The 20,201-nt window shown below is 44.0% G+C and carries 17 protein-coding genes; 7 read left to right on the forward strand and 10 right to left on the reverse strand.

What is annotated here, in order from left to right; genetic code table 11:
• Positions 1-23 precede the first annotated feature (23 nt).
• The 7 genes from carB to HF312_07910 form a co-directional block, all read right to left on the reverse strand.
• Positions 24-3,218 (reverse strand): carbamoyl-phosphate synthase (glutamine-hydrolyzing) large subunit, encoded by a 3,195-nt coding sequence (gene carB / locus HF312_07880; protein ID MCU7520125.1) that lies wholly within the window; start codon positions 3,216-3,218, stop codon positions 24-26.
• Positions 3,215-4,282: a glutamine-hydrolyzing carbamoyl-phosphate synthase small subunit gene (carA, locus tag HF312_07885; protein ID MCU7520126.1), complete on the reverse strand. Its 1,068-nt coding sequence runs from the start codon at positions 4,280-4,282 to the stop codon at positions 3,215-3,217. Before carA ends, carB begins: the two co-directional genes overlap by 4 nt.
• A 421-nt stretch (positions 4,283-4,703) precedes the next feature.
• The gene (locus HF312_07890; GenBank protein MCU7520127.1) at positions 4,704-5,270 is read right to left on the reverse strand and encodes a hypothetical protein; all 567 of its coding nucleotides are present in this window, start codon (positions 5,268-5,270) and stop codon (positions 4,704-4,706) included.
• 2 nt (positions 5,271-5,272) lie between these two features.
• Complete coding sequence (locus tag HF312_07895; GenBank protein ID MCU7520128.1) at positions 5,273-5,725, reverse strand: hypothetical protein; 453 nt, start codon at positions 5,723-5,725, stop codon at positions 5,273-5,275.
• Between the two features lie 139 nt (positions 5,726-5,864).
• Positions 5,865-6,530, reverse strand: a complete 666-nt coding sequence (locus tag HF312_07900) for a response regulator transcription factor (protein MCU7520129.1) — start codon at positions 6,528-6,530, stop codon at positions 5,865-5,867.
• Between the two features lies 1 nt (position 6,531).
• Positions 6,532-7,719: a sensor histidine kinase gene (locus HF312_07905; protein MCU7520130.1), complete on the reverse strand. Its 1,188-nt coding sequence runs from the start codon at positions 7,717-7,719 to the stop codon at positions 6,532-6,534.
• 6 nt (positions 7,720-7,725) lie between these two features.
• On the reverse strand, positions 7,726-7,956 hold the full coding sequence (locus tag HF312_07910; GenBank protein MCU7520131.1) for a hypothetical protein: 231 nt from the start codon (positions 7,954-7,956) through the stop codon (positions 7,726-7,728).
• A gap of 553 nt (positions 7,957-8,509) precedes the next feature.
• Between HF312_07910 and HF312_07915 the strand changes: the two genes are divergently transcribed.
• The 4 genes from HF312_07915 (at position 8,510) to HF312_07930 (ending at position 12,403) form a co-directional block, all read left to right on the forward strand.
• A complete protein-coding gene (locus HF312_07915) occupies positions 8,510-8,977 on the forward strand; it encodes a TIR domain-containing protein (GenBank protein MCU7520132.1) in 468 nt (155 codons plus the stop codon).
• A 6-nt stretch (positions 8,978-8,983) separates the two neighbouring features.
• The gene (locus tag HF312_07920) at positions 8,984-9,448 is read left to right on the forward strand and encodes a hypothetical protein (protein MCU7520133.1); all 465 of its coding nucleotides are present in this window, start codon (positions 8,984-8,986) and stop codon (positions 9,446-9,448) included.
• Positions 9,449-9,468: 20 nt separating this feature from the next.
• A complete protein-coding gene (locus HF312_07925) occupies positions 9,469-9,663 on the forward strand; it encodes a hypothetical protein (protein ID MCU7520134.1) in 195 nt (64 codons plus the stop codon).
• A 103-nt stretch (positions 9,664-9,766) separates the two neighbouring features.
• Positions 9,767-12,403 (forward strand): carbohydrate binding family 9 domain-containing protein, encoded by a 2,637-nt coding sequence (locus HF312_07930; protein MCU7520135.1) that lies wholly within the window; start codon positions 9,767-9,769, stop codon positions 12,401-12,403.
• A gap of 125 nt (positions 12,404-12,528) precedes the next feature.
• Here the strand turns inward: HF312_07930 and HF312_07935 are convergent, their stop codons facing one another.
• From HF312_07935 to HF312_07945, 3 genes are all read right to left on the reverse strand, one after another.
• Positions 12,529-13,035 carry a PIN domain-containing protein gene (locus HF312_07935; protein ID MCU7520136.1) on the reverse strand — a complete coding sequence of 169 codons (507 nt, stop codon included), beginning with the start codon at positions 13,033-13,035 and terminating at the stop codon, positions 12,529-12,531.
• Complete coding sequence (locus HF312_07940) at positions 13,032-14,084, reverse strand: ImmA/IrrE family metallo-endopeptidase (protein ID MCU7520137.1); 1,053 nt, start codon at positions 14,082-14,084, stop codon at positions 13,032-13,034. Before HF312_07940 ends, HF312_07935 begins: the two co-directional genes overlap by 4 nt.
• Positions 14,085-14,282: 198 nt before the next feature.
• Positions 14,283-15,431, reverse strand: coding sequence for a galactose mutarotase (locus tag HF312_07945; GenBank protein MCU7520138.1), 1,149 nt, complete (start codon positions 15,429-15,431; stop codon positions 14,283-14,285).
• Between the two features lie 252 nt (positions 15,432-15,683).
• Between HF312_07945 and HF312_07950 the strand changes: the two genes are divergently transcribed.
• The 3 genes from HF312_07950 (at position 15,684) to HF312_07960 (ending at position 20,178) form a co-directional block, all read left to right on the forward strand.
• Positions 15,684-16,811 carry a hypothetical protein gene (locus HF312_07950; GenBank protein MCU7520139.1) on the forward strand — a complete coding sequence of 376 codons (1,128 nt, stop codon included), beginning with the start codon at positions 15,684-15,686 and terminating at the stop codon, positions 16,809-16,811.
• Complete coding sequence (locus tag HF312_07955; protein MCU7520140.1) at positions 16,808-19,228, forward strand: AAA family ATPase; 2,421 nt, start codon at positions 16,808-16,810, stop codon at positions 19,226-19,228. The genes HF312_07950 and HF312_07955 overlap by 4 nt, the downstream gene beginning before the upstream one ends.
• A 95-nt stretch (positions 19,229-19,323) precedes the next feature.
• Positions 19,324-20,178, forward strand: coding sequence for a prolyl oligopeptidase family serine peptidase (locus tag HF312_07960; GenBank protein ID MCU7520141.1), 855 nt, complete (start codon positions 19,324-19,326; stop codon positions 20,176-20,178).
• Positions 20,179-20,201: the final 23 nt, after the last annotated feature.

Consider the following 20,201-nt stretch of genomic DNA (forward strand, 5'->3'; position numbering starts at 1 on the left):
ATTCCGTTTCATTTATTTATTTTTCAGTTGTATTCGTCCCAGCTCTTTATTTCAAGGGTTGCCGGGGAGTACATTCTTAGAGATTTAATGTAGCGCTTTGCAAACTGCGTGTTTGTTATAAGCGGTACATTCATATCAACAGCTTTCCTTCTTATGACGTAATCGCTGTCAAGCTCGTTTTTCTCATTTGTCTTCGGGATATTTATAACTAGGTCTATCTTGCCTTCTGAAAGGTAGGTGACAATATTCGGTTCAACGTTGTCATAAGGCCTGTATAACACTTCGGCCTCCATGCCGTTTTCCTTCAGGAAGTCAGCCGTACCTTTTGTTGCATAGAATTTTAGGCCGCGTTCATGGAGCATCTTTATGCTGTCAAGAAGTTCAGCCTTATCCTTTAAGGTTCCGGTTGAAAGCATTACGGCTTTCTTCGGCTCGCGGTGCCCGGTGGAAAGTGAGCTCTTTAAGAAGGCTTCGTTAAAGTCGTCTCCCAGGCAGGCAACTTCTCCTGTCGAGGACATTTCAACGCCTAAGACCGGATCCGAGCCTTTAAGACGCGTAAATGAGAACTGCGAGGCCTTAACACCCACGTAATCCAGATCGAAGGACGAGCGGTCAATTCTGTTGACCCTTTCGCCCATAATGAGCTTTGTGGCAATATCTATAAAGTTTATTTTCAGCACTTTGGATACAAAGGGGAAGCTTCTGGATGCCCTCAGGTTGCATTCAATAACCTTTACGTCGTTATCCTTTGCTATGAACTGAATGTTGAACGGTCCCGTTATCTCAAGCGCCTCGGCAATCTGTTTTGTAATTATCTTTACGCGGCGCATCGTTTCAAGGTAAGTCCTCTGCGGCGGAAGCACCAGTGTGGCGTCCCCGGAGTGCACACCGGCATTCTCCACGTGCTCTGAAATTGCGTAGCAGAAAACTTCTCCCTGGTCGGCAACGGCATCGGCTTCAATTTCACGAGCGCCTGTGATGAATTTGCTTATTACAACAGGGTGCTCTTTGCTGATCTCGGAAGCCTTGTCGAGATAGAACTCAAGCTCATCTTCATCAAGCACTATACTCATTGCAGCGCCGCTTAAGACGTAGCTGGGCCTGATGAGTACAGGGTATTCTACTCTTGAGGCAAATTCCTTTGCTTCCTTAAGGTCTGTAAGCTCACTCCACTGCGGCTGATCCACTTTAAGTTCATCCAGTATCTGCGAGAACTTATGCCTGTTCTCGGCGTTATCGATCTGGCTTGGGGAAGTGCCAAGAATCTTAACTCCCGTTTCGTGCAGTTTTACTGCAAGGTTATTTGGAATCTGGCCTCCCATGGAGACGATGATGCCATCAGGATTTTCCTTTTCATATATATCGAGCACGCGTTCAAAGGTAAGCTCTTCAAAATAAAGCTTGTCGCAGATGTCATAATCCGTGCTTACAGTCTCGGGATTGCAGTTTATCATAATTGTGCGGTAGTCGAGCTTGTTTAATGTCTGTACCGAGTTGACGCAGCACCAGTCGAACTCAACCGAGGAGCCGATTCTGTAGGCTCCGCTTCCAAGGACAACGATCTGTTCTTTCTCACCCGTTTTAATGTCATCTTCCTGACCGTTATAAGTCATATAAAGGTAGTTTGTCTTTGCCGGGTATTCTGCTGCAAGAGTGTCAATCTGTTTTACAACAGGAATAATGTTAAGGTCTTTTCTTTTCTTGCGCACAGAAAGCTCTTCTTCTTTCAATATAAGAGCAATCTGCTTGTCAGAGAAGCCTTTCTGCTTGGCATCCCTTAAAAGGTCTCCGGAAACTTTTGAAAGCTTTTTCTTTGAGAGTTCCTTTTCAACCTCCACAATGTTCTTCATCTTGTAGAGGAACCACGGGGTGATCTTTGAAAGCTCATGAATTTTTTCTACAGAATATCCTTCCTGCAGTGCCCGTGCAATTGCAAACATTCTTTTATCTGTCGGAGCTTCAATTGCCTTATCCAGGTCGCCTAATTCAATTTCGTTGCATACAAAGCCGTTCATACCCACGTCCAGCATGCGTATGGCTTTCTGAAGCACCTCTTCAAAGCTGCGCCCGATGGACATTACCTCACCCACAGACTTCATTTCGCTTCCTAAAAGTGTAGACACCTGGCTGAACTTCTGAAGGTCCCACCTCGGGAATTTAAGCGTAATATAGTCCAGGGCCGGTTCAAAGCATGCGCTTGTTTCCTGTGTAATAATATTTTCAACCTCATTAAGCGCGTAGCCCAATGCAAGCTTTGTTGCAATGAATGCCAGGGGGTATCCCGTTGCCTTGCTGGCCAGGGCGCTTGAGCGGCTGAGGCGGGCATTTACTTCAATAATTCTGTAGTCATCCGAATTGGGATCAAGCGCGTACTGTATGTTGCATTCGCCGATAATTCCAAGGTGGCGTATGAGCTTAATTCCGATTGAGCGGAGCTTGAAGTTCTCCTTGGCCGAAAGCGTCTGAACGGGAGCAACAACAATGCTGTCTCCGGTGTGAATACCCATCGGGTCGACGTTTTCCATGGAGCAGATTGTAATACAGTTGTTGTAGCGGTCGCGTACAATCTCGTATTCAACTTCCTTCCAGCCGTAGAGGGATTCTTCTAAAAGTATCTGGTTTGTGAATGAAAAAGCCCTTTTTGCTTTCTCGGCCAGTTCCTCTTTATTTTTTACTATGCCTGAACCCAGCCCGCCAAGAGCGTAAGCGATTCTGACCATCAAGGGGTATCCGATCTCCTCAGCAGCGGTAAAAGTCTCCTCATATGAATTTACGGTGCGGCTTTTGGCTACCTTAAGGCCAATTTCAGTTACCTTGTTTGCAAAGAGCAGGCGGTCTTCTGTATTTTTTATCGCCTCTACCTGGGTTCCCAGTACCTTCACGTTATACTTATCCAGTATCCCTTTTTCATAAAGTTCCACGCCCACGTTTAAGGCCGTCTGCCCTCCGAAGCCCAAAAGAATGCTGTCGGGCTGTTCCTTCTGTATGATCTTTTCCACAAATTCAGACTTGATCGGAAGGAAATAAACCTTGTCTGCAAACTGCTCGGAGGTCTGTATGGTTGCTATGTTCGGGTTTATGAGGACAGTCTGTACGCCGTCTTCTTTAAGGGCCTTAATGGCCTGGCTTCCCGAGTAATCGAATTCTCCTGCCTGGCCTATCTGAAGGGCCCCGGAGCCTAGAATTAAAACTTTATTTGCTTTTCTTTTTATAATCATTTAAGTGACCTCACAAACATATCAAAAATGAATTCCGAATCATCCGGTCCCGGCGAAGCCTCGGGGTGGAACTGGGCGCCGAATATCGGTTTGGAAATGTGAATAATACCCTCGTTAGTGCCGTCGTTATCGTTGTTGAACCATTCTCTCCAGTCCTCGGGCAGTGTCTCTGTGTTAATTGCGTAGCCGTGGTTCTGGCTCGTTATATAGCATCTTCTTGTGCCGGCTTCATTGCAGGGCTGGTTATGGCCGCGGTGGCCGTATTTAAGCTTGTATGTATCGGCTCCTGCTGCAAGGGCAAGTATCTGGCTTCCCAGGCAGATGCCTAAGATAGGGCGTCCGCTCTGAATTTCTTTCTTTGTATTTTCAATTGTAACTTTGCACATCTTGGGATCTCCCGGTCCGTTTGAGATCACCACGCCGTCTGCGGCTTCCCTTGTAAAATCATAATCGTAAGGCACCCTCATAACGGAGATATCCCTTTTGAGGAATGCCTGGAAGATGTTGTTCTTGGCCCCGCAGTCGACAACCACAATTTTCTTCTGGCTTTTTGCATAAAAGACGGGTTCTTTTACGCTTACTTCACCTACGAGGTCTGTCTGGTTCGGATCCTCAAAATCCTGTTCTTCGCCCGTTTCAGTTACAATCTTGCCCAGCATGGTTCCTTTTTCACGGAGTTTCCTGGTGAGCATTCTCGTATCTATGCCGTAGATGCCGGGAATGTCCTGCTGGCACATCCAGTCGGATAGTGAGCGCGAGGCGTTCCAGTGCGAATAGTTTTCCGAGTAGTCGGATACGATTAGTCCCCTTACGTGAATCTGTTCAGATTCAAAATGCTTTAAGAGGTTGTTTTCCCTCGTGTCATCCGGCACGCCGTAGTTGCCTATGAGGGGATAGGTGCAGACGAGAATCTGTCCGCGGTAGGAGGGATCTGTCATGGTCTCAGGGTAACCTACCATACCGGTATTAAAGACCACTTCGCCCGTGGCATTCTTAAGGCTCCCGAAGGAATACCCGCTGAATTCCGATCCGTCCTGAAGTACAAGTTTAACTTTATTTTTCATTTATATGATTGCCTGGTTATTAAAATCTTAAAGTACAAAACAGAGCTAAAAAATATTAAGCCAAAATCCGCCAATTTAGTTCCTTTATTATACAATCTGTTTAAATCCGGCCGCAGATTGTATAATTATGCAAATTGCCAAAAAAAAAGCCACTTCAAAAAGTGGCTTCTTTAAAAAACTATTTTTCCTTCATCCTGTGAAGTATTTACCCCGGGCCCCTTTTTGAAAGGGGAAAAATAAGCTTCTGGAAAGTTTCCTGTATTAAATTCCTTTGTATTTCTATAAAAAGTAATTTCCAATATCCTTACTGCCGGTTAAAATTTATGCAAAATTCTGACATTAAATATAATTAAAATGCCGCATAATATCAATGAAACAATTCTGGTGGCTTTCATTTTGCACCAGAGGGCAGAAGGAGTGATTACCTGAATTTAAGTGCCAGCCTGGGGTTGTCTTCTCTGATGAAGCAGAACAGTATGCCCAGTATTATCTGGAAGCCGGTAATAAAATTAAAATAAACTATTCCGCTATTCCATTCAAATATAACATTGATAAACTTAAGCATCATGGATGTTTCATATGTAAGCAGCAACAGATGAAAAACCTGAATCATTCCGTTTTTATAAACGTAACTTACCGTGTACTTGAAAAGAACAAAGACGATCATGAGGTGGATGATACCTATTAAGATTATCAGGTCTGAAGCCCGCAGGAAAGATATTGCAGCTATGTAAAGTATAAAAGCAGGAATGAGATAAAGGAGTCTTAAATACCTGTTTTGCTGAGGTAGAGATAAAAAAAGACCTGCCGAGAATAAAATAAACAGTGGAATTGACCATTCCAGGTTAAAATAGCCCAATGCCATTGTGACCGGGTCAGAAAGGCCAAGTATCAGGAAGTAATAAAAAAACCTGCCCCTGAACTGCCTCAGGGGCGGGAAAATCCAGATAATTACAGATAAATAAGTTATCAGTTTTGCAATAATCATATTTAGAAGCAATTAGGAGGACACAATTTGGCCATATCCATGGTGCTTTCGGCGTATGTAAGAGTAACTACGTCCGCTCTTTTTTCAATGTGTACCTTATCCTCGCTTCCTCTGCTGAGCAGGTCCCTTACTACCGAGACACTGAATTTCCTGAATATTTCGGTAGGAAAAGAATTTTTCATCTGCCCATAATTAAATATCACCTTTTTTTTGCCGTTAGCAATGTAAAGGTCGTCGCTGTCGTAATTAAACATAACATAGTCGCCTGCCTGATCAAGAAGAGCCTTTACTGCATTAACGTCAATATCGAACTTCTTAAGCACGGGACCGAACATCTGGTCGGCCTCGGCCTTTGTGAATATTTTTCCAATGACTTCCTGTGCGGAAAGAAGGTTTGGGACAAAAAACATAAAAAATGAGAAAAATAATAAAGTTTTAAGTATTGGGGTTTTCATCTCTTTTCCAGATTTTAGTACGAAAAAATACGGAACTATTTGCCGCATCACTTTAATGCGGAGCGTCGAAAAAACGCATAAAAGAATTAATAAGCAAAATAAATCTAAAAAATCCTGTCCTTAAGTTAAAATATTTAGGCTAAATAATCTTATTTAAAATAGCATATTTAATCATCTGGGAGGAAGACGATACTTTCAGCTTTTTCATAAGACTGCCTCTGTGCGTTTCAACAGTTTTCCTGCTGATACCGAGTATTGAACCTATTTCAGCACTGCTAAGGCCTTCACAGACATACCTGAGGACTTCCAGCTCCCTGGGACTCAACTGCACATCCTCACGGCTAACGGTTTCTGTGTTATTTGCTGCAGAATACTTTTTAACAATTTCATCCAGCCTGCTTTCGGTGTAACCCTTTCCGAAATACTGGTCCCCCTGGTAGACAGACTTAATGGCGAGCACCAGTTCGCCTTTTACAATACTTTTATGCACAAGTCCTTTTCCACCTGCATTAAGCACCTGATAGACATATTCATCACCCTCATAAACTGATACAAAGAGTACTTTTGCTGCAGGATCTTTTTTTGTTATCTGTTTTACAGCCTCAATACCTGACATTACAGGCATTGAAATATCCGTCAGAACTACGTCGGGATGTATCTCGGTGTATTTATTAATAAGATCACGCCCGTTATCCGCCTCGCCGACGACATAAATATCGTCAATGCTGTCCAGCAGGCTTACTATTCCGCCCCTGACCAGGTTGTGATCATCTGCAATAAGTACTCTTACAGGTCCTTCACTCATTTCAATTCGCTCCCAGCGGGAAATCCGCAAATATAATTGTTCCGTCCTCAGGAGAAGAAGTTATTCTGAAAGTTCCGTTGTGGCTTTTTGCCCTCTCCTGCATATTCCTGATTCCCATCCCTTTTTTATTGCGGGGTTTATTCAGGTCAAACCCTATACCATCATCGGAAATAATGAGCCGGATTGAAGAGTTTTTTTTAAGGAGCTGAATATTAAATTCGCGGGCGCCTGAATATTTGATAATATTACTTAAGGCTTCCTGTACTATCCTGAAGATCGTGGTTTCAAGGCCCGAGTCCAGCCTTTCTTCCATATCTATAAAGTTTATGTTTCCCTGCATATTGCTCTTCCGCTTTATGTTGTCCACAAGCGTTATTAAAGCCGGTATAAGTCCTATTTCCACCAGTATAATCGGTTTCAGGGAATGTGAAATTTCCTTCAGGTCGTTTGTAATCTGTCCTAATATGCGTGAGATTTCCAGGTATTCGGGTGAATTTTCATTTCCCGTAAGGTCCGTGAGTCTTTTCTGAAGATAGAGCCTCAGGAGAATAAGGTTCTGTCCTACGCCGTCGTGCAGTTCGCGTGAGATCCTTTGGCGTTCTTCTTCAATTTTATTCTGCAGGTGATTTGAGAACTCCTCCAGCTCCTTCTGAGATTTTTCCAGCTCCTCCTGCTGAGTCTTAAGCTGTGTGATGTCGTGCAGATAGATCTGTGCGATATTTAAGTAGCCAATACCATTTATCTGGACGGAGTAGTGTTTTCCCATGGTTTCTTCATAGAACAGGAAGCTTTCATTTTTTTCAATAAAATTTTTCAGTTCAGGATGAAAAGATGGAAGTATGGTGCTTATATGTTTTCCGGTAAACTCATTAAAGCCTTTGCTGTTTGCCGCGGGATTGGTGAAAATTATTTCGCCCGTGGAATCAATCCTCAAAAGTGGGTCGGGGTCAAGGTCTGCAAAAAGCGCCATAAGGCGTACATTCTGCATCTTCAGCCTTTTTTCCATATTGGAGTAATTTCTCTGCTGTGGTATAACTACATACCGGGCGGTAAGATAGAGTATTACCAGCACCAGGACTGTAATCAGCAGTGAAAAGTTGACGGGGTTGCGGTAATCCTGCAGGAGCTTAAGATACTCCTTTACCTCGTCAAAAATATTACTTTGCAAAATGTAAAAAGCTAACTTCATTTGAGTTTAACTTACCACCTTTTCAACGAAAGCGTCAATGAACTTGTTGATTTTTTTTGACGTATCTGCATTTTGGCCGGCGTAGTCGATTGCCTCATATACGGAAACCTCGTCCAGTTCAGGGATTTTTTCCTGAATTTCTTTTGACAGATAGTACTTGTCCTGATACTGTGCACAGTCGAAGTACTGTCCTTCAAGGATTTCGCGCAGGGCTTTTTTCATTTTCTGCTTATTCATCAAAACATTCCAATATCAGAATGCAAACATACAGTTTCCTGTGAGAAAATCAATCGGTAGAATTACTGAGGGTCAGTAATTCTACTGAGTTTAAAAGTATACACTTTTACTTGCTTTGTGCGAATTTAGCCCTTTTCCCAACGTTATTTCTTAAATCAGTATTTTTTACTGACTGGCGGAAAAATCTGATTCTCTTTGATTATCCTTTATAGGTTTACTGCTTTTTCTTGCTGCCGGGCCTGAAAAAAGTGAAAAATTTTTTTTCAGGATTGGGTGACTCAGTAAAAATACTGAGTTCTTTAAAAAGCTTTGAAAACAAGCTGAATTCACACAAATTTATTGCGCTTTTTAAAAGTGTATACTTTTAAACTCAGTAAAAATACTGAGTCACCCCCCTTAAAAATCAGTATTTATACTGATTGACAGACCTTAAGTAATAGCTTATCTTTGCCACAGGTAATTAAAAGACGGTTTCCCCCTTCTTTTTCTAAGGAAATCAGGCTTCCCGTCTTAAAAAATTAAACATGAAACTGTAAAATAAACAGGTGCCTCAATGGTAAGCTTGTATTTTTCTTATTCGCATAAAGACCACCTCCTCAGAGATGAAATGGAAATCCGCCTCTCGGAACTCAAAAGCCAGGGAATTATTGATGAGTGGTTCGACAGCCGCGACCCTGCCTGCAGCGCAAATAATGAAGCAACTAACCTCTACTTTGAAACTGCCGATATAATACTGCTTCTGGTAAGACCTTATTTTGTTGCTTCCGACAGCAGGTACAACTATGAAATGGAAAGAGCCATGAGAAAGCATGAAAACGGCGAGGCCAGGGTGATACCTGTTATTCTGGATCCCGGACACTGGCAGGGGACACCAACCGGTGAAACGATGCTTGAACTGTTCCCCGGAAATCCTGAGGCCAACGGCGACATATTTCGTGAAATAACCTCTGCAATCTGTGCCGCGGTAGAGGAAATTAGAGGCTCGTCACTTCCTGAACTGAAACTCGCAGGAGAGGCTTAAAAAACAATGATTATAAAAGATCAGTACCTTATAAGCTCCGCCGGCTTCAGGCCGGGCATGAGCATAATATTCAGTAAGAAGAACAAAAACGATTTTATCCGCGCTGCATACATATATGCTGCCGACTATTTTAACGACTCATTAAGAAAACTGCACCTGGAATTTCCCCAAATTGAAACCGCCTTTTGCTCCCTTGACGAAAGCCACTTTATGGCATCTGTATATTTGAACGGTACTGCTGTAAGCAGCTGCAGGATCTGGTTCGGAGGAAATAACAGAATAACTTTCCTGACCGAATGCTCTGTGCCGGAGGGCTCTCATTGCGATTTTCTTGCCGCGGAGGAGGAAAAAGGAAGACTGTTCCTGAAATCCCTTCCTGATATCGAAAAGGAAAATAAGCTGACAATTAAACTCAGCGCCGAATACCTCTGGAAGAAATTTACTTTCCCATTAAAGAATATTTCAAATTAAGCTCTCTTGAGGACAAATAAATGAAAGATTACGCCAACTACACAAACTGGAATCCTTCAAAGGGCGACTATATTAAAAGCACCCTCATCGAACAAAGAAATCTGAAGAAGAAAAGCCGCAGGAAGATAACTTTATTATCCGGCACCTTCATGGGCATTCTTTTACTCATTGCTTTGATAGTTGCTTTAAGTAAAAATACTGCGCTGTTTGGCTGAGAGTATAATATTTTCTTCGCCGGGGAAGAAAATTGGTACTTACTTAACAGAACCTTTCTTATTTTTCGCCGTCTAAATTTTCAGAAGGAAGAAGGGAATAGGCATGAAAAAATTTACGGTTCTGTTATTGTTCTGTTTTTTGTACCAATCCGGCCTCAGCGCCCTGCCGGGAACACCAAAGCAGGTCAGGGCTTTTAAGGCAGCCAGAGAAATTGTAATTGACGGATACCTGAACGAACAGATATGGCAGAACCAGGCCATTCAGGATTTTACACAAAAAAATCCTAAAGAAGGGGAAAAGGCCTCGGAAGTAACTCATGCCTGGATAGCTTACGACGAATCCTATCTTTATATAGCTGCAAAACTTTACGACTCACATCCCGATTCCATTGTAGGCCGCCTGGCAAGACGTGATAACCAGATAGATTCCGACTGGTTCGGCGTTGGGCTCGACCCCTATCTGGATAAAAGAACAGGCTATTTCTTCCTCATCAATCCTTCTGAAACCGTCGTCGACGGGGTGTTCTATAACGACAGCTGGCAGGATAACTCCTGGGATGGCGTGTGGTACTATGCCGCAAGAAGAGATGACCAGGGCTGGAACGTGGAGATGAAAATTCCTTTTTCACAGCTGAGGTATAAATACTCTGAACAGATGACCTGGGGAATTAACCTCTACAGGAACATACAGCGGAAAAACGAAGAAGACTACTTCCAGATGGTATCTAAAAAGGAAAGCGGCTTCGTTTCCCACTTCCCTGAGCTTATAGGACTTTCGGGAGTGGAAAAAAAGCAGAGGCTCGAAATCCTCCCCTATGTGGTCTCAAGAGCTCAGTATCTCGTGCACGATGCACAGGACCCCTTCTATAAACAAAACCAGTACAAGGTTTCTTTGGGAGGCGACATGAAGGTGGGCCTGGGGAGCAACCTTACGCTGGATGCAACATTTAACCCGGACTTCGGTCAGGTGGAAGTGGATCCCGCGGTAGTTAACCTTAGCGCCTTTGAAACTTTTTATGACGAAAAACGCCCCTTCTTTATAGAGGGATCCAACATATTCAGCTTCGGATCTGGCGGATCAAACAATAACTGGGGCTTCAACTGGGGAAACCCGAACCTTTTCTACTCACGCCGGATAGGCCGCACCCCGCAGGGCGAGGCAAATGATAACGACTACTCCGACTTTCCGAATGAGACAAGAATTATTGGCGCGGCTAAGCTTACGGGCAAAATCGGAAGCGGCTGGTCGGTAGGCGCGGTAAATGCCGTAACACAAAGGACATTTGCCGAACTGGACTTAGGCGGGGTAAGAACACAGCAGGAAGTTGAACCCCTTACCAACTATACGGCTTTAAGATCTCAGAAGGAATTTAATTCAGGAAACCAGGCCCTTGGATTTATGTTTACCTCAGTCATGCGCAGCCTTAAGGATGAAGGTCTCAAAGAACGCTTAAGCGATCATTCATATGTGTTCGGGCTGGACGGCTGGACAATGCTGGATGAGAATAATACATACGTCCTTACAGGCTATATGGCAGGCTCATACGTGCACGGAACAAAAGACTATATGATAAGCATGCAGGAATCCCCCGTACGCTATATGCAGAGGCCCGACGCAAAGTACGCGGTTCTGGACAGCAATATAAATTCCATGGCGGGCTTTCTGGGCAGGGTAACGCTGAATAAGCAGAAAGGAAATTTCTATGTAAATGCGGCCTTTGGCGCCGTGTCCCCGGGCTTTGAGGTAAATGACCTCGGCTACCAGTGGAGGGCTGACGTTATAAACTCACACGTTGTTGTGGGCTACAGGTGGTTTGATCCCGACAATTTTATGTTTAGAAATAAACAGCTCTATGCGGCACACTTCAGAAGCTATAATTTTGACGGCGATGCCCTTGTATCGGGTTATTTTGTAATGTCAGACCTGCAGTTCCTGAATTACTACGGAATGAATGTGCAGGCCATCTATTTCCAGCGGGGCTATCACAACACTCTTACGCGGGGAGGCCCCATTGTAAGTAACCCCGCGGGCTATGAAATAGATCTGAGCGGATCGACAGACAGCAGGAAAAATGTGGTGCTTAACGTTTCCGGCTCTTATTCGGGCGATGAAATGAAAAGCCTCTACCGCAACGTATCGGCCGATATTGAGTGGAGGCCCGCCACGCAGGCAACCTTCAGCATAGGTCCTTCTGTAAGCACGGTAAGTGAGAACCTGCAGTGGATAGATAACTTCAGCGACCCCGTGGCCGTAAATACATACGGCACGCGATACGTGTTCGGAAAGATGAAGCAGACAACCATTTCAGCCAACATCAGGCTCAACTGGACGTTTACCCCAACGCTCAGCCTGCAGGTGTTCATGCAGCCTTTGATATCAACGGGAAAATTTACTGATTTCAAGGAGCTCTCGGCCCCAAGATCATTAAGCTACAGAACCTATGAAGCCTCACAGGTAAGCTACGATAAAGAGAATAATCAGTATACTGTAAAGCCGGATAAGAATGCCGAGGCATTCACGTTCGATAACCCCGACTTTAACTTTAAGTCCTTAAGGGGCAACGTGGTCCTAAGGTGGGAATTCATGGCGGGATCGTCATTATACCTCGTATGGACGCAGTCGAAATTAAACGAAGACAACCCGGGCGATATGTCCTTCAGGCGCGACTTTACAAACCTCCTGAATGCCCAGCCCGACAACATATTCCTCCTCAAGTTCGCCTACTGGCTGAACTACTAAGAGACAGAGAAATGTGTTTAACCGGGAAGGGGTAAGACAGCCTCTTTCCGGTTATAATAAAATAATCAAAATTCCTTCGCGCGTAAGCTGTTAAGTAAAATGTTTACCTGGCCTTTTCCCCGATATTATTTGCTCATCCCCTTCCATCTATTTATCCTGCTTTCAACTTCAGAAGCCGGCAGCCACATACTATTTTCAGCTATAAACTCCAGCTTTTCAGCAGCAGCAGACGGATCCATAATTTTATTCTTTACCAGTTCATCCAGTATCCAGATCATTCCTTTTACCTCAATCCCATTCCTCGTAGCAAACGCTCTTAAGGCCCTGTCACTGCTTAATAATATTCCATTTTTTATTTGGGTCAGTAAAAATACTGAACAATCGGCATCAGAAAGTGACCTGTTCTCAGAGAGTTCAAATATTTGGGCAACTTCCTCGCCGTTGTATGAATAGATATTTATCCTTTTATCCTTGACGTACTTGCCGATTTTTCTTTTTTGCCCTGTATCCTCAATCTCATTAATAACAAAATCACTTGTCCAGAATTCATAATCCAGCTTTAGGCATAAATCCATCAGTTCAGAATCCAATAAGCTGAAAATTATATTGGCATCTTTAACTATTATTCTCATAATATCGGATTATGCTCCAGATCAAATTTATCTATTCCAACATTTGCTAAAACGGCGGCTTTACTTATAGTGATTATGCCTTCAGCAAGTGCTCTGGACAATAGTTTTTTAAACCTTTTGGGATTTTCCTCTCCTGCATACTTACCGGGTTCATTTTTAGTCCATCCGTGCTTTGAGAATTTTATACATACCTCCTTATATTTGGAGGCAGTTATAATCTCCAGCTCATATGCCCGCCTGATTATTGCCTGTAGTGAGATGCCATATTCTTCCTTTATGGCACACAGTTCGTCCAGGCGGAAATAATTTCTTTTCTGTCCAAATTCCCTGAATAATACTTCCTTTGGAAGCAGCAGCGCACCTGAAAAACTATGGCAAAGCCGTTCTTTTTCTTTTGCATCACCGGATTCAATATTTAATAAAATATGGGCCAGCTCATGTGCTGCCGTAAACCTTTTGCGCGTCAGGTCCTGAATATTTTTATTTACAACTATTAAAGAATAATCTTCCGTCCTTGCTGCAAGGCCGTCAAAAGTCTCAGGAGCATCAGCTTCATAAACTTTTAATTCATTATCCTCAAGCGTTTCAATCAGGTTTGGCATGGAATCTAACCCCAGCTTCCATTCTTCACGGAGTTTAACTGCAGCAGCTTCTGCATCGGCCAGACTTTTTATTTTAATGTCCTTTAACGGGTTTACAAATTTTTTATCCATACCCAGCAAACATTCCAATTCCAGGTATCTTTCCAGATAATCTTTGGCAATTTCCTTGATCGATTTTTCCTCTTTAACCGTCAGTTTAGACTTTTTCCTAAACTCAAATTCATTTACCGGAGCATCAATTCTTCTGAAAAAGTAATCAGTTTTAACATTAAGCGCCCTTGACAATGCAATTAAAGTAGTACTATCCGGTTTCCTCAGGCCCTTCTCGTAATTCTGCAGAGCCTGTTTGGTTACTTTTCTGCCTATTGAAGCTGCCAGATCCTCCAAAGACAGCCCGGCCATTATTCTGGCCGATTTCAGACGATTTCCAAATAATTCTTCAAACATATAACCTCCCTTATGTTGACAATTTAGCATAAATAGTTGTTTTTGTCAACACTCTTTAAATTCCCTCTCTGAGGAATCCATAACCGGTATCAGTAGGAGAATAAAGCCATATGAAGTAAAACAAAAAGCCCCGAATTAAAAATCCGGGGCTTTCCTGTTCATACTTTGCCAGATGCTCTGATCATTCTGTTTAACAGCTTATTTCACGCTGAAACGGTACATTGTGGTCGACTTGTACTCTTTCCCGGGCTCAAGAATTGTACTTGGGAATTCAGGATGATTCGGGGAATCGGGGAAGTGCTGCGTCTCAAGACACAACGCGTTGCGGAATCCGTAGGCGCTGCCGCTTTTACCCTTAAGTGTGCCGTCCAGGAAATTGCCCGAGTAAAACTGAACGCCCGGCTCTGTGGTCAGTACTTCCATAAAACGCCCTGTTGTTGACTCGTAAACCGTTGCCGCTGTTTTTAACTCGCCGTCATTTGTGGTGCTGAGAACCCAGTTGTGGTCGTAGCCTCTTCCAAACTCCAATTGCTCGTCCTTATCATTTATCCTTTCGCCAACTTTGTGCGCCGTTGTAAAGTCAAAAGGAGTATTTTTTACTTCCTTAAGCTCACCAGTCGGTATAAGTCCCTTGTTTACAGGAGTAAATTTGTCTGCATTTATCATCAGCTCATGATCCAGGATGTCGCCCGAGCCCTCGCCCTTCAGATTGAAATAGGAATGGTTTGTAAGGTTTACGGGAGTTGCCTTGTCTGTAGTTGCAAGGTATTCTACCTTAAGTGCGTTGTCATCCGTAAGAGAGTAAGTTACAGTAACATCCAGGTTTCCCGGGTAGTGCTCCTCACCGTCACGGCTTAAATAGTGAAGCTTTAACTGCGGAACGTTGTTCTGAACGGACGCCTCGGCCTGCCAGACAACCTTGTCGAAGCCTTTAATTCCGCCGTGAAGAGAGCACGGTATACCGCCCGGAGTGTTGTTAATTGCAAGCTTGTATTCTTCTGTCCCAATCTTAAAAGTCCCGTATGCAATGCGGTTGCCGTAGCGCCCGATGATTGCGCCGAAATACGGGCAATTCTTTATGTATTCATCCTGCGTGTACCCCTCAATGGAGTTAAAACCAAGCACAACGTCTGAAAAGTTATTATTATTGTCCGGCACAACAAGCCTTACAACTATGCCCCCGTAATTCGTGATATCGGCTTTCATACCCTTGCTGTTGCTTAAAGTGTATAAGGAAACATTCACTCCATCAGGAGTTTTTCCGAAAGGACTTTCGCTTGTTGTCTGCGCCAGGCAGACGGCAGATAAGATAAAGAAAGTAAATATGGAAAGTATCAGTTTTGACATGTAATACCCCTAATTATGTATTTATAATTGAAAAAGGATTTACTGACTGACTACACCAATTCCGGAACAGAATCTTTTATACGACAAATTTAATTTTGTAAATATTTTTTTGATAAGCAACTCTTGAGAATAGCTTTATTTTCTTTAAATTGCGCCCTCAAATTCTGTTTTATTTCTCGTGTTTTTGATATATTGTTGCAATATTGCGAAAGAAAGTGAATGTAAGATTTTTAGAACTTTGCCCCGGATTTTATGAGCATAAAAATATTTCATACTGCAGATATCCATATAGGCCTCAGGTTCTCCGGCAGGGATTACCCGCAGGACTTAAAGGAACGCCTCGTAGAGGAGCCGCTGGAAACACTCAAAAGAATGGTCCAAACGGCTAACGGGAGGAAGTGCGACCTGTTCGTAATTGCTGGCGATATGTTCGACAGGACAAACATTGCCAAAACTGAAGTGAGGAAAGCTGCCCAGGCATTAAATGAATTCCAGGGCACTGCGGTCTGTGTGCTCCCCGGAAACCACGACTTTATTGAGGATGATCCGGAATCTATCTGGACCGCATTCCGCGAGAAAATGAGTGAACACCTATTGATATTTCTTGAAAGGCCGGAACCTGTTAGCATTAAAATAGGGGAAAGGGACGCCATCTTCTATCCCGGAGCCTGCCGCACAAAGCACTCCTCTGAAAACATGATCGGATGGATCAAAGAGGCTGAAAAGAAAAAAGAGGCTCTCCATATAGCTGTTGCCCACGGCAGCGTTGAAGGGGTTTCACCCGATATGGGGCAGAACTATTTCCCTATGACCGTTGATGAGATGAGGCAGAGCGGAGTAAATTTCTTTCTCCTCGGGCATACACACATTCAGTTCCCAAAGTCAGGCGGAAGCATGAACCCTGTCTTCTTTATGCCTTCAACCCCTTGCCCCGACGGCTTCGACTGCATGCACGAAGGCTACGCATGGATAATTGAGGCGATGGACGACAATTCCTTAAAGTATGAATCCATAAGAACCGGCACATATACATTTAAGACGTGGGAAAAAAAAGTTTATTCACTCCAGGACCTGGAAAGGCTTAAAAGTGAAATTCTGACGCTTCCAAAAGAAACTACACTCATGAAGCTTAAGATGACCGGGCGCTTAAATAACACAGAGCTCGAAATGCTCCCTGATTTTATTAACGGAATAAAGGAAAGCCTTGCCTACCTGGAGGCGGATACGCAGGACGTCATTCTTAACATAGATAAAGATTATATAGAAAAAAGCTTTTCTTCCGATTCTCTTCCTTACCGCCTGCTGAGCAAAATTGAAAACAGCCAAAACGAACTTGCCCTCCAGCTTGCATTCGGACTCATAGAGGAGGCAAAGAAATGATAATAAGCCGCATTAAGCTGAACCCCTTTGCAGGCACCGGCAACAGAACTATAGAATTTGACAAGGGGCTTAACGTCATCCTTGGGCAAAATGAATCGGGCAAAAGCACGCTTGTTAATGCCATTAAGTCGGTCCTCTTTGTTGATACCAATCTTACGCCTTCAAAGTTCAAATCCGTTATGGGAGGCTTTATCCCTATCGGCGGCGGCGATACGGTGCACGTTGCCATGGAGATCGTTTCTGACGGCGAAACCTTATGCCTCGAAAAGTACTGGGGTGCCGCAAAAAGCTCCCGCCTCAGTTTCCCGGGCGGCGGATATTTTACCTCAGGCGAAGAGATCACGGAAAAAATGAATTCAATACTGGGGCTTAACCGCGGCACGTACGAAAATGTGCTCATAATACGCCAGGCCTCTTTAGCCGAAACCATTAAACAGATGGAGGCAAAAGGGGAGGCCTCGGAATCTATCCAGCAAATCTTAAGAAACTCCCGCTTTAAGATGGACGGCGTCTCAGTCCCCAAACTAAAGGAGCTTACAGACTCTAAGGTGAAGGAATACTTCTCACGCTGGGACAGGCTTTCAGGCAGGCCCGAGGGAATGAGGGATTACGGAAACGAGTGGAAAAAAGACGTTGGAAAAATTCTTGATGCTTACTACAGCTCAAGGAAGGCTGAGGACCTTTATAACAAGGCGCGTGATTTTGAAAAGCGCCTGGATGAGATAATCCTGAAAATAAGGGAAATCTCGGAAGAGAAAAACTGTCTTGAAGCTTTTGTCGTGCGCTATAAGGCGGCCTATGAGGCCTCGGGTAAAAGACAGAACCTCACTCTGCAGAAAACTGTCATTTCGGAAAGACTCCAGAAGCTCGTGGAAGTCCAGAAGCTCTGGCCAAGAGCCGATATTGAAATACAGTACCTGACTGAAAACCGCAACGACCTACTGGCAAAAATTAAATCCCTCGATGAAGAGGAAAAGAAGGCTGAAGTCTATGAGGCGCAGCGCTCCATAAGAGATAAGTTTGAGCGGGCAAAAAAGATCATGGACGAGGGCATGCTTGAAAAAGAAAAGCTGGAAAGCCTTCAGAAGGTAACGGATCAGGACATTAAGGATGTGGAAAAAGCTTCAAGAAGCCTGGACGCATTAAGAATAAAATTTGAAGCCCAGAAGCTGAGGCTGAAGATTCATGCCGGGAAAAACATTAAGTTAAATATAACTGAAGGCCTTAATTCCCCTAAGGATATAGAACTGAAGATTGACGAGTCTTACGAAAGTATCATAAGCGGAAGCGTCGTTCTTAAAGACGGAGGCTTCAGCATTTCTGTTTCTTCAGATAACGAGAACATTCAGGAAATCCTGCAAAGGCTTGAAGACTCCCGCAGGAACTACATGGAGCTCCTCGGAAAGTTTTCCGCCATAAATGAAAGCGAGCTCAGGCAGAAAGCCGAAGTGTACAAAGAGCAGCTGGAAAAAGTAATGAGGCTGCGCGAAAGCCTCAGGCATGAAATTGGCAATAAGAGCTTCCCCGACCTGCAGAAGCAGTACGAAAGCCTGGAGGAGGCAAAGCCGCAAAGGTCGCTGTCTGAAATTCTGAAGGAGTCCGCCGAGTTCGGTAAAAAGCTTGCACGCGTAGAAAAGGACATTGAGGAAAAATCAAAACAGATCAGGCAGTGGCAGAGCAGCTATATTTCGGAAGACGATTTAAGCCGCATCCTTACAGAGCAGAAAATTGAAGAGATGAGGCTGGATGAAGAAATTAAAAGGCTCCAGCCTTTGCCCAGGGAGTTCTCCGATACCGCCCTGTTTATAAGGGAATATGAAAAGAAGAAGTCCCTTTATGAGGAGAAAAAAGACAGGCTTAACGACCTTAAGGTTGAAAAAGCCGAACACGAGAAAAACCACCCGGGTTCTTCTGCCGAGGAGCTCTTAAGCGAAGTTTCGGAAACAAGAGAAGCTTTTGAAAGGGCAAAGAAGGAAGGGGAAGGCTACCTCCTTATAGAGCAGGAACTGAAGAATATACTTGAAGAGATTGACCGCGATACGTTCGAGCCCCTTAAAAAAGAGGTCGACGCTTTTCTTAAGACGCTTACAATAGATAAGTATTCCGGAACATCCATGAAAGAGATAGTGCCCGAAGGGGTGCATTCCAACGGCAGTGTGATGCCTGTCGAACTCCTTTCAGCCGGCACAAAGGACATTCTGGCCCTTGCCGTAAGACTCGGCATGGCGGGCTTTTACCTTAACGGACGCAGGGGATTTATTATAATGGATGACCCTTTAGTTAATCTCGATCCCGGGCGTCAGAAGGTTGCCGTAGATTGCATAAGAAAAGTTGCAGAGGAAAAGCAGGTGATTGTTCTTACATGCCACCCTTCTCATGCTGAACTTTTCCAGACGGGTATCATTGCCTTAAAATAATTTGCCGGCGGCCCCTAAAATTGAATTGATCTGAAATGTTCTATTAAGTATCTCATTATATGAGCATTTTTTATACTATTCCGGTTCTCTAAAAGATGAGTGAAATTGTTACTGAGAGGAAAATAATAGATCTTAACCCTTCACAGCTTAGGATGGTAAAAAGCGGCTGGGGAGATTCTGCCGTTGAGAATTCCACGGTTGAAAAGATAACCTACATTTCGGACGGCCTTAAAGTTAAGGGCTTTATTGCATACCCGAAGGAAAGCGGGAAATTCCCCTGCGTAATCTGGAACCGCGGAGGCTCTGGAAACGAGGGGGCAATAGACGATTTTACCGCGCGCGGCATTTTCGGGCAGCTCTCGGGCTGGGGCTATGTGGTCCTTGCTTCGCAGTACCGCGGAAACGTGGGTGGCGAAGGGCACGACGAGTTTGGCGGAAGCGACGTAAATGACGTACTGAACCTGATCCCCCTGGCTTCTCAAATCCCTCAGGCCGACAATGAAACCTGGGGAATTGAAGGCTGGAGCCGCGGCGGAATGATGACATACCTTACTCTTACACGAAACCACAGCTTCAAAGCTGCCGTTATTTCAGGCGGCATTGCCGACTTGCACTGCAGCGCCTCTGAAAGCCGCTTCATGCGCACGCTTTATGAAAGAAACCTTGGAAGCTACGACTCTGAAACCTTCAAAGAGGCCTGCTTCAAACGCTCCATTGTAAATTTCCCGGAAAAGCTTTCAAAGAATACCCCCATCCTTCTTCTTCACGGAACGGCAGACGAAAGAGTCTCCCCGAAGGATTCACTCACACTTTCAGAAAAACTGCTCAAAGAAAAAATAACTTTCCGCCTCGTAATGATAGAAAACGGAGATCACTTCCTGCGCACTCATAAAAAAGAGGTCGACGAAATGCGGAAACAATGGTTTAATAAATATCTGAAAGGGAAATAATGAAATACTGTCTGTTAAAATCT

Source organism: Ignavibacteria bacterium (assembly GCA_025612375.1).
Lineage (GTDB): Bacteria > Bacteroidota > Ignavibacteria > Ignavibacteriales > SURF-24 > JAAXKN01.

Excerpts from the sequence above, each read along its gene's own strand:
- carB (MCU7520125.1), bottom strand. The coding sequence starts at position 3,218 with ATGATTATAAAAAGAAAAGCAAATAAAGTTTTAATTCTAGGCTCCGGG.
- carA (MCU7520126.1), bottom strand. The coding sequence starts at position 4,282 with ATGAAAAATAAAGTTAAACTTGTACTTCAGGACGGATCGGAATTCAGC.
- HF312_07890 (MCU7520127.1), bottom strand. The coding sequence starts at position 5,270 with ATGATTATTGCAAAACTGATAACTTATTTATCTGTAATTATCTGGATT.
- HF312_07895 (MCU7520128.1), bottom strand. The coding sequence starts at position 5,725 with ATGAAAACCCCAATACTTAAAACTTTATTATTTTTCTCATTTTTTATG.
- HF312_07900 (MCU7520129.1), bottom strand. The coding sequence starts at position 6,530 with ATGAGTGAAGGACCTGTAAGAGTACTTATTGCAGATGATCACAACCTG.
- HF312_07905 (MCU7520130.1), bottom strand. The coding sequence starts at position 7,719 with ATGAAGTTAGCTTTTTACATTTTGCAAAGTAATATTTTTGACGAGGTA.
- HF312_07910 (MCU7520131.1), bottom strand. The coding sequence starts at position 7,956 with ATGAATAAGCAGAAAATGAAAAAAGCCCTGCGCGAAATCCTTGAAGGA.
- HF312_07915 (MCU7520132.1), top strand. The coding sequence starts at position 8,510 with ATGGTAAGCTTGTATTTTTCTTATTCGCATAAAGACCACCTCCTCAGA.
- HF312_07920 (MCU7520133.1), top strand. The coding sequence starts at position 8,984 with ATGATTATAAAAGATCAGTACCTTATAAGCTCCGCCGGCTTCAGGCCG.
- HF312_07925 (MCU7520134.1), top strand. The coding sequence starts at position 9,469 with ATGAAAGATTACGCCAACTACACAAACTGGAATCCTTCAAAGGGCGAC.
- HF312_07930 (MCU7520135.1), top strand. The coding sequence starts at position 9,767 with ATGAAAAAATTTACGGTTCTGTTATTGTTCTGTTTTTTGTACCAATCC.
- HF312_07935 (MCU7520136.1), bottom strand. The coding sequence starts at position 13,035 with ATGAGAATAATAGTTAAAGATGCCAATATAATTTTCAGCTTATTGGAT.
- HF312_07940 (MCU7520137.1), bottom strand. The coding sequence starts at position 14,084 with ATGTTTGAAGAATTATTTGGAAATCGTCTGAAATCGGCCAGAATAATG.
- HF312_07945 (MCU7520138.1), bottom strand. The coding sequence starts at position 15,431 with ATGTCAAAACTGATACTTTCCATATTTACTTTCTTTATCTTATCTGCC.
- HF312_07950 (MCU7520139.1), top strand. The coding sequence starts at position 15,684 with ATGAGCATAAAAATATTTCATACTGCAGATATCCATATAGGCCTCAGG.
- HF312_07955 (MCU7520140.1), top strand. The coding sequence starts at position 16,808 with ATGATAATAAGCCGCATTAAGCTGAACCCCTTTGCAGGCACCGGCAAC.
- HF312_07960 (MCU7520141.1), top strand. The coding sequence starts at position 19,324 with ATGAGTGAAATTGTTACTGAGAGGAAAATAATAGATCTTAACCCTTCA.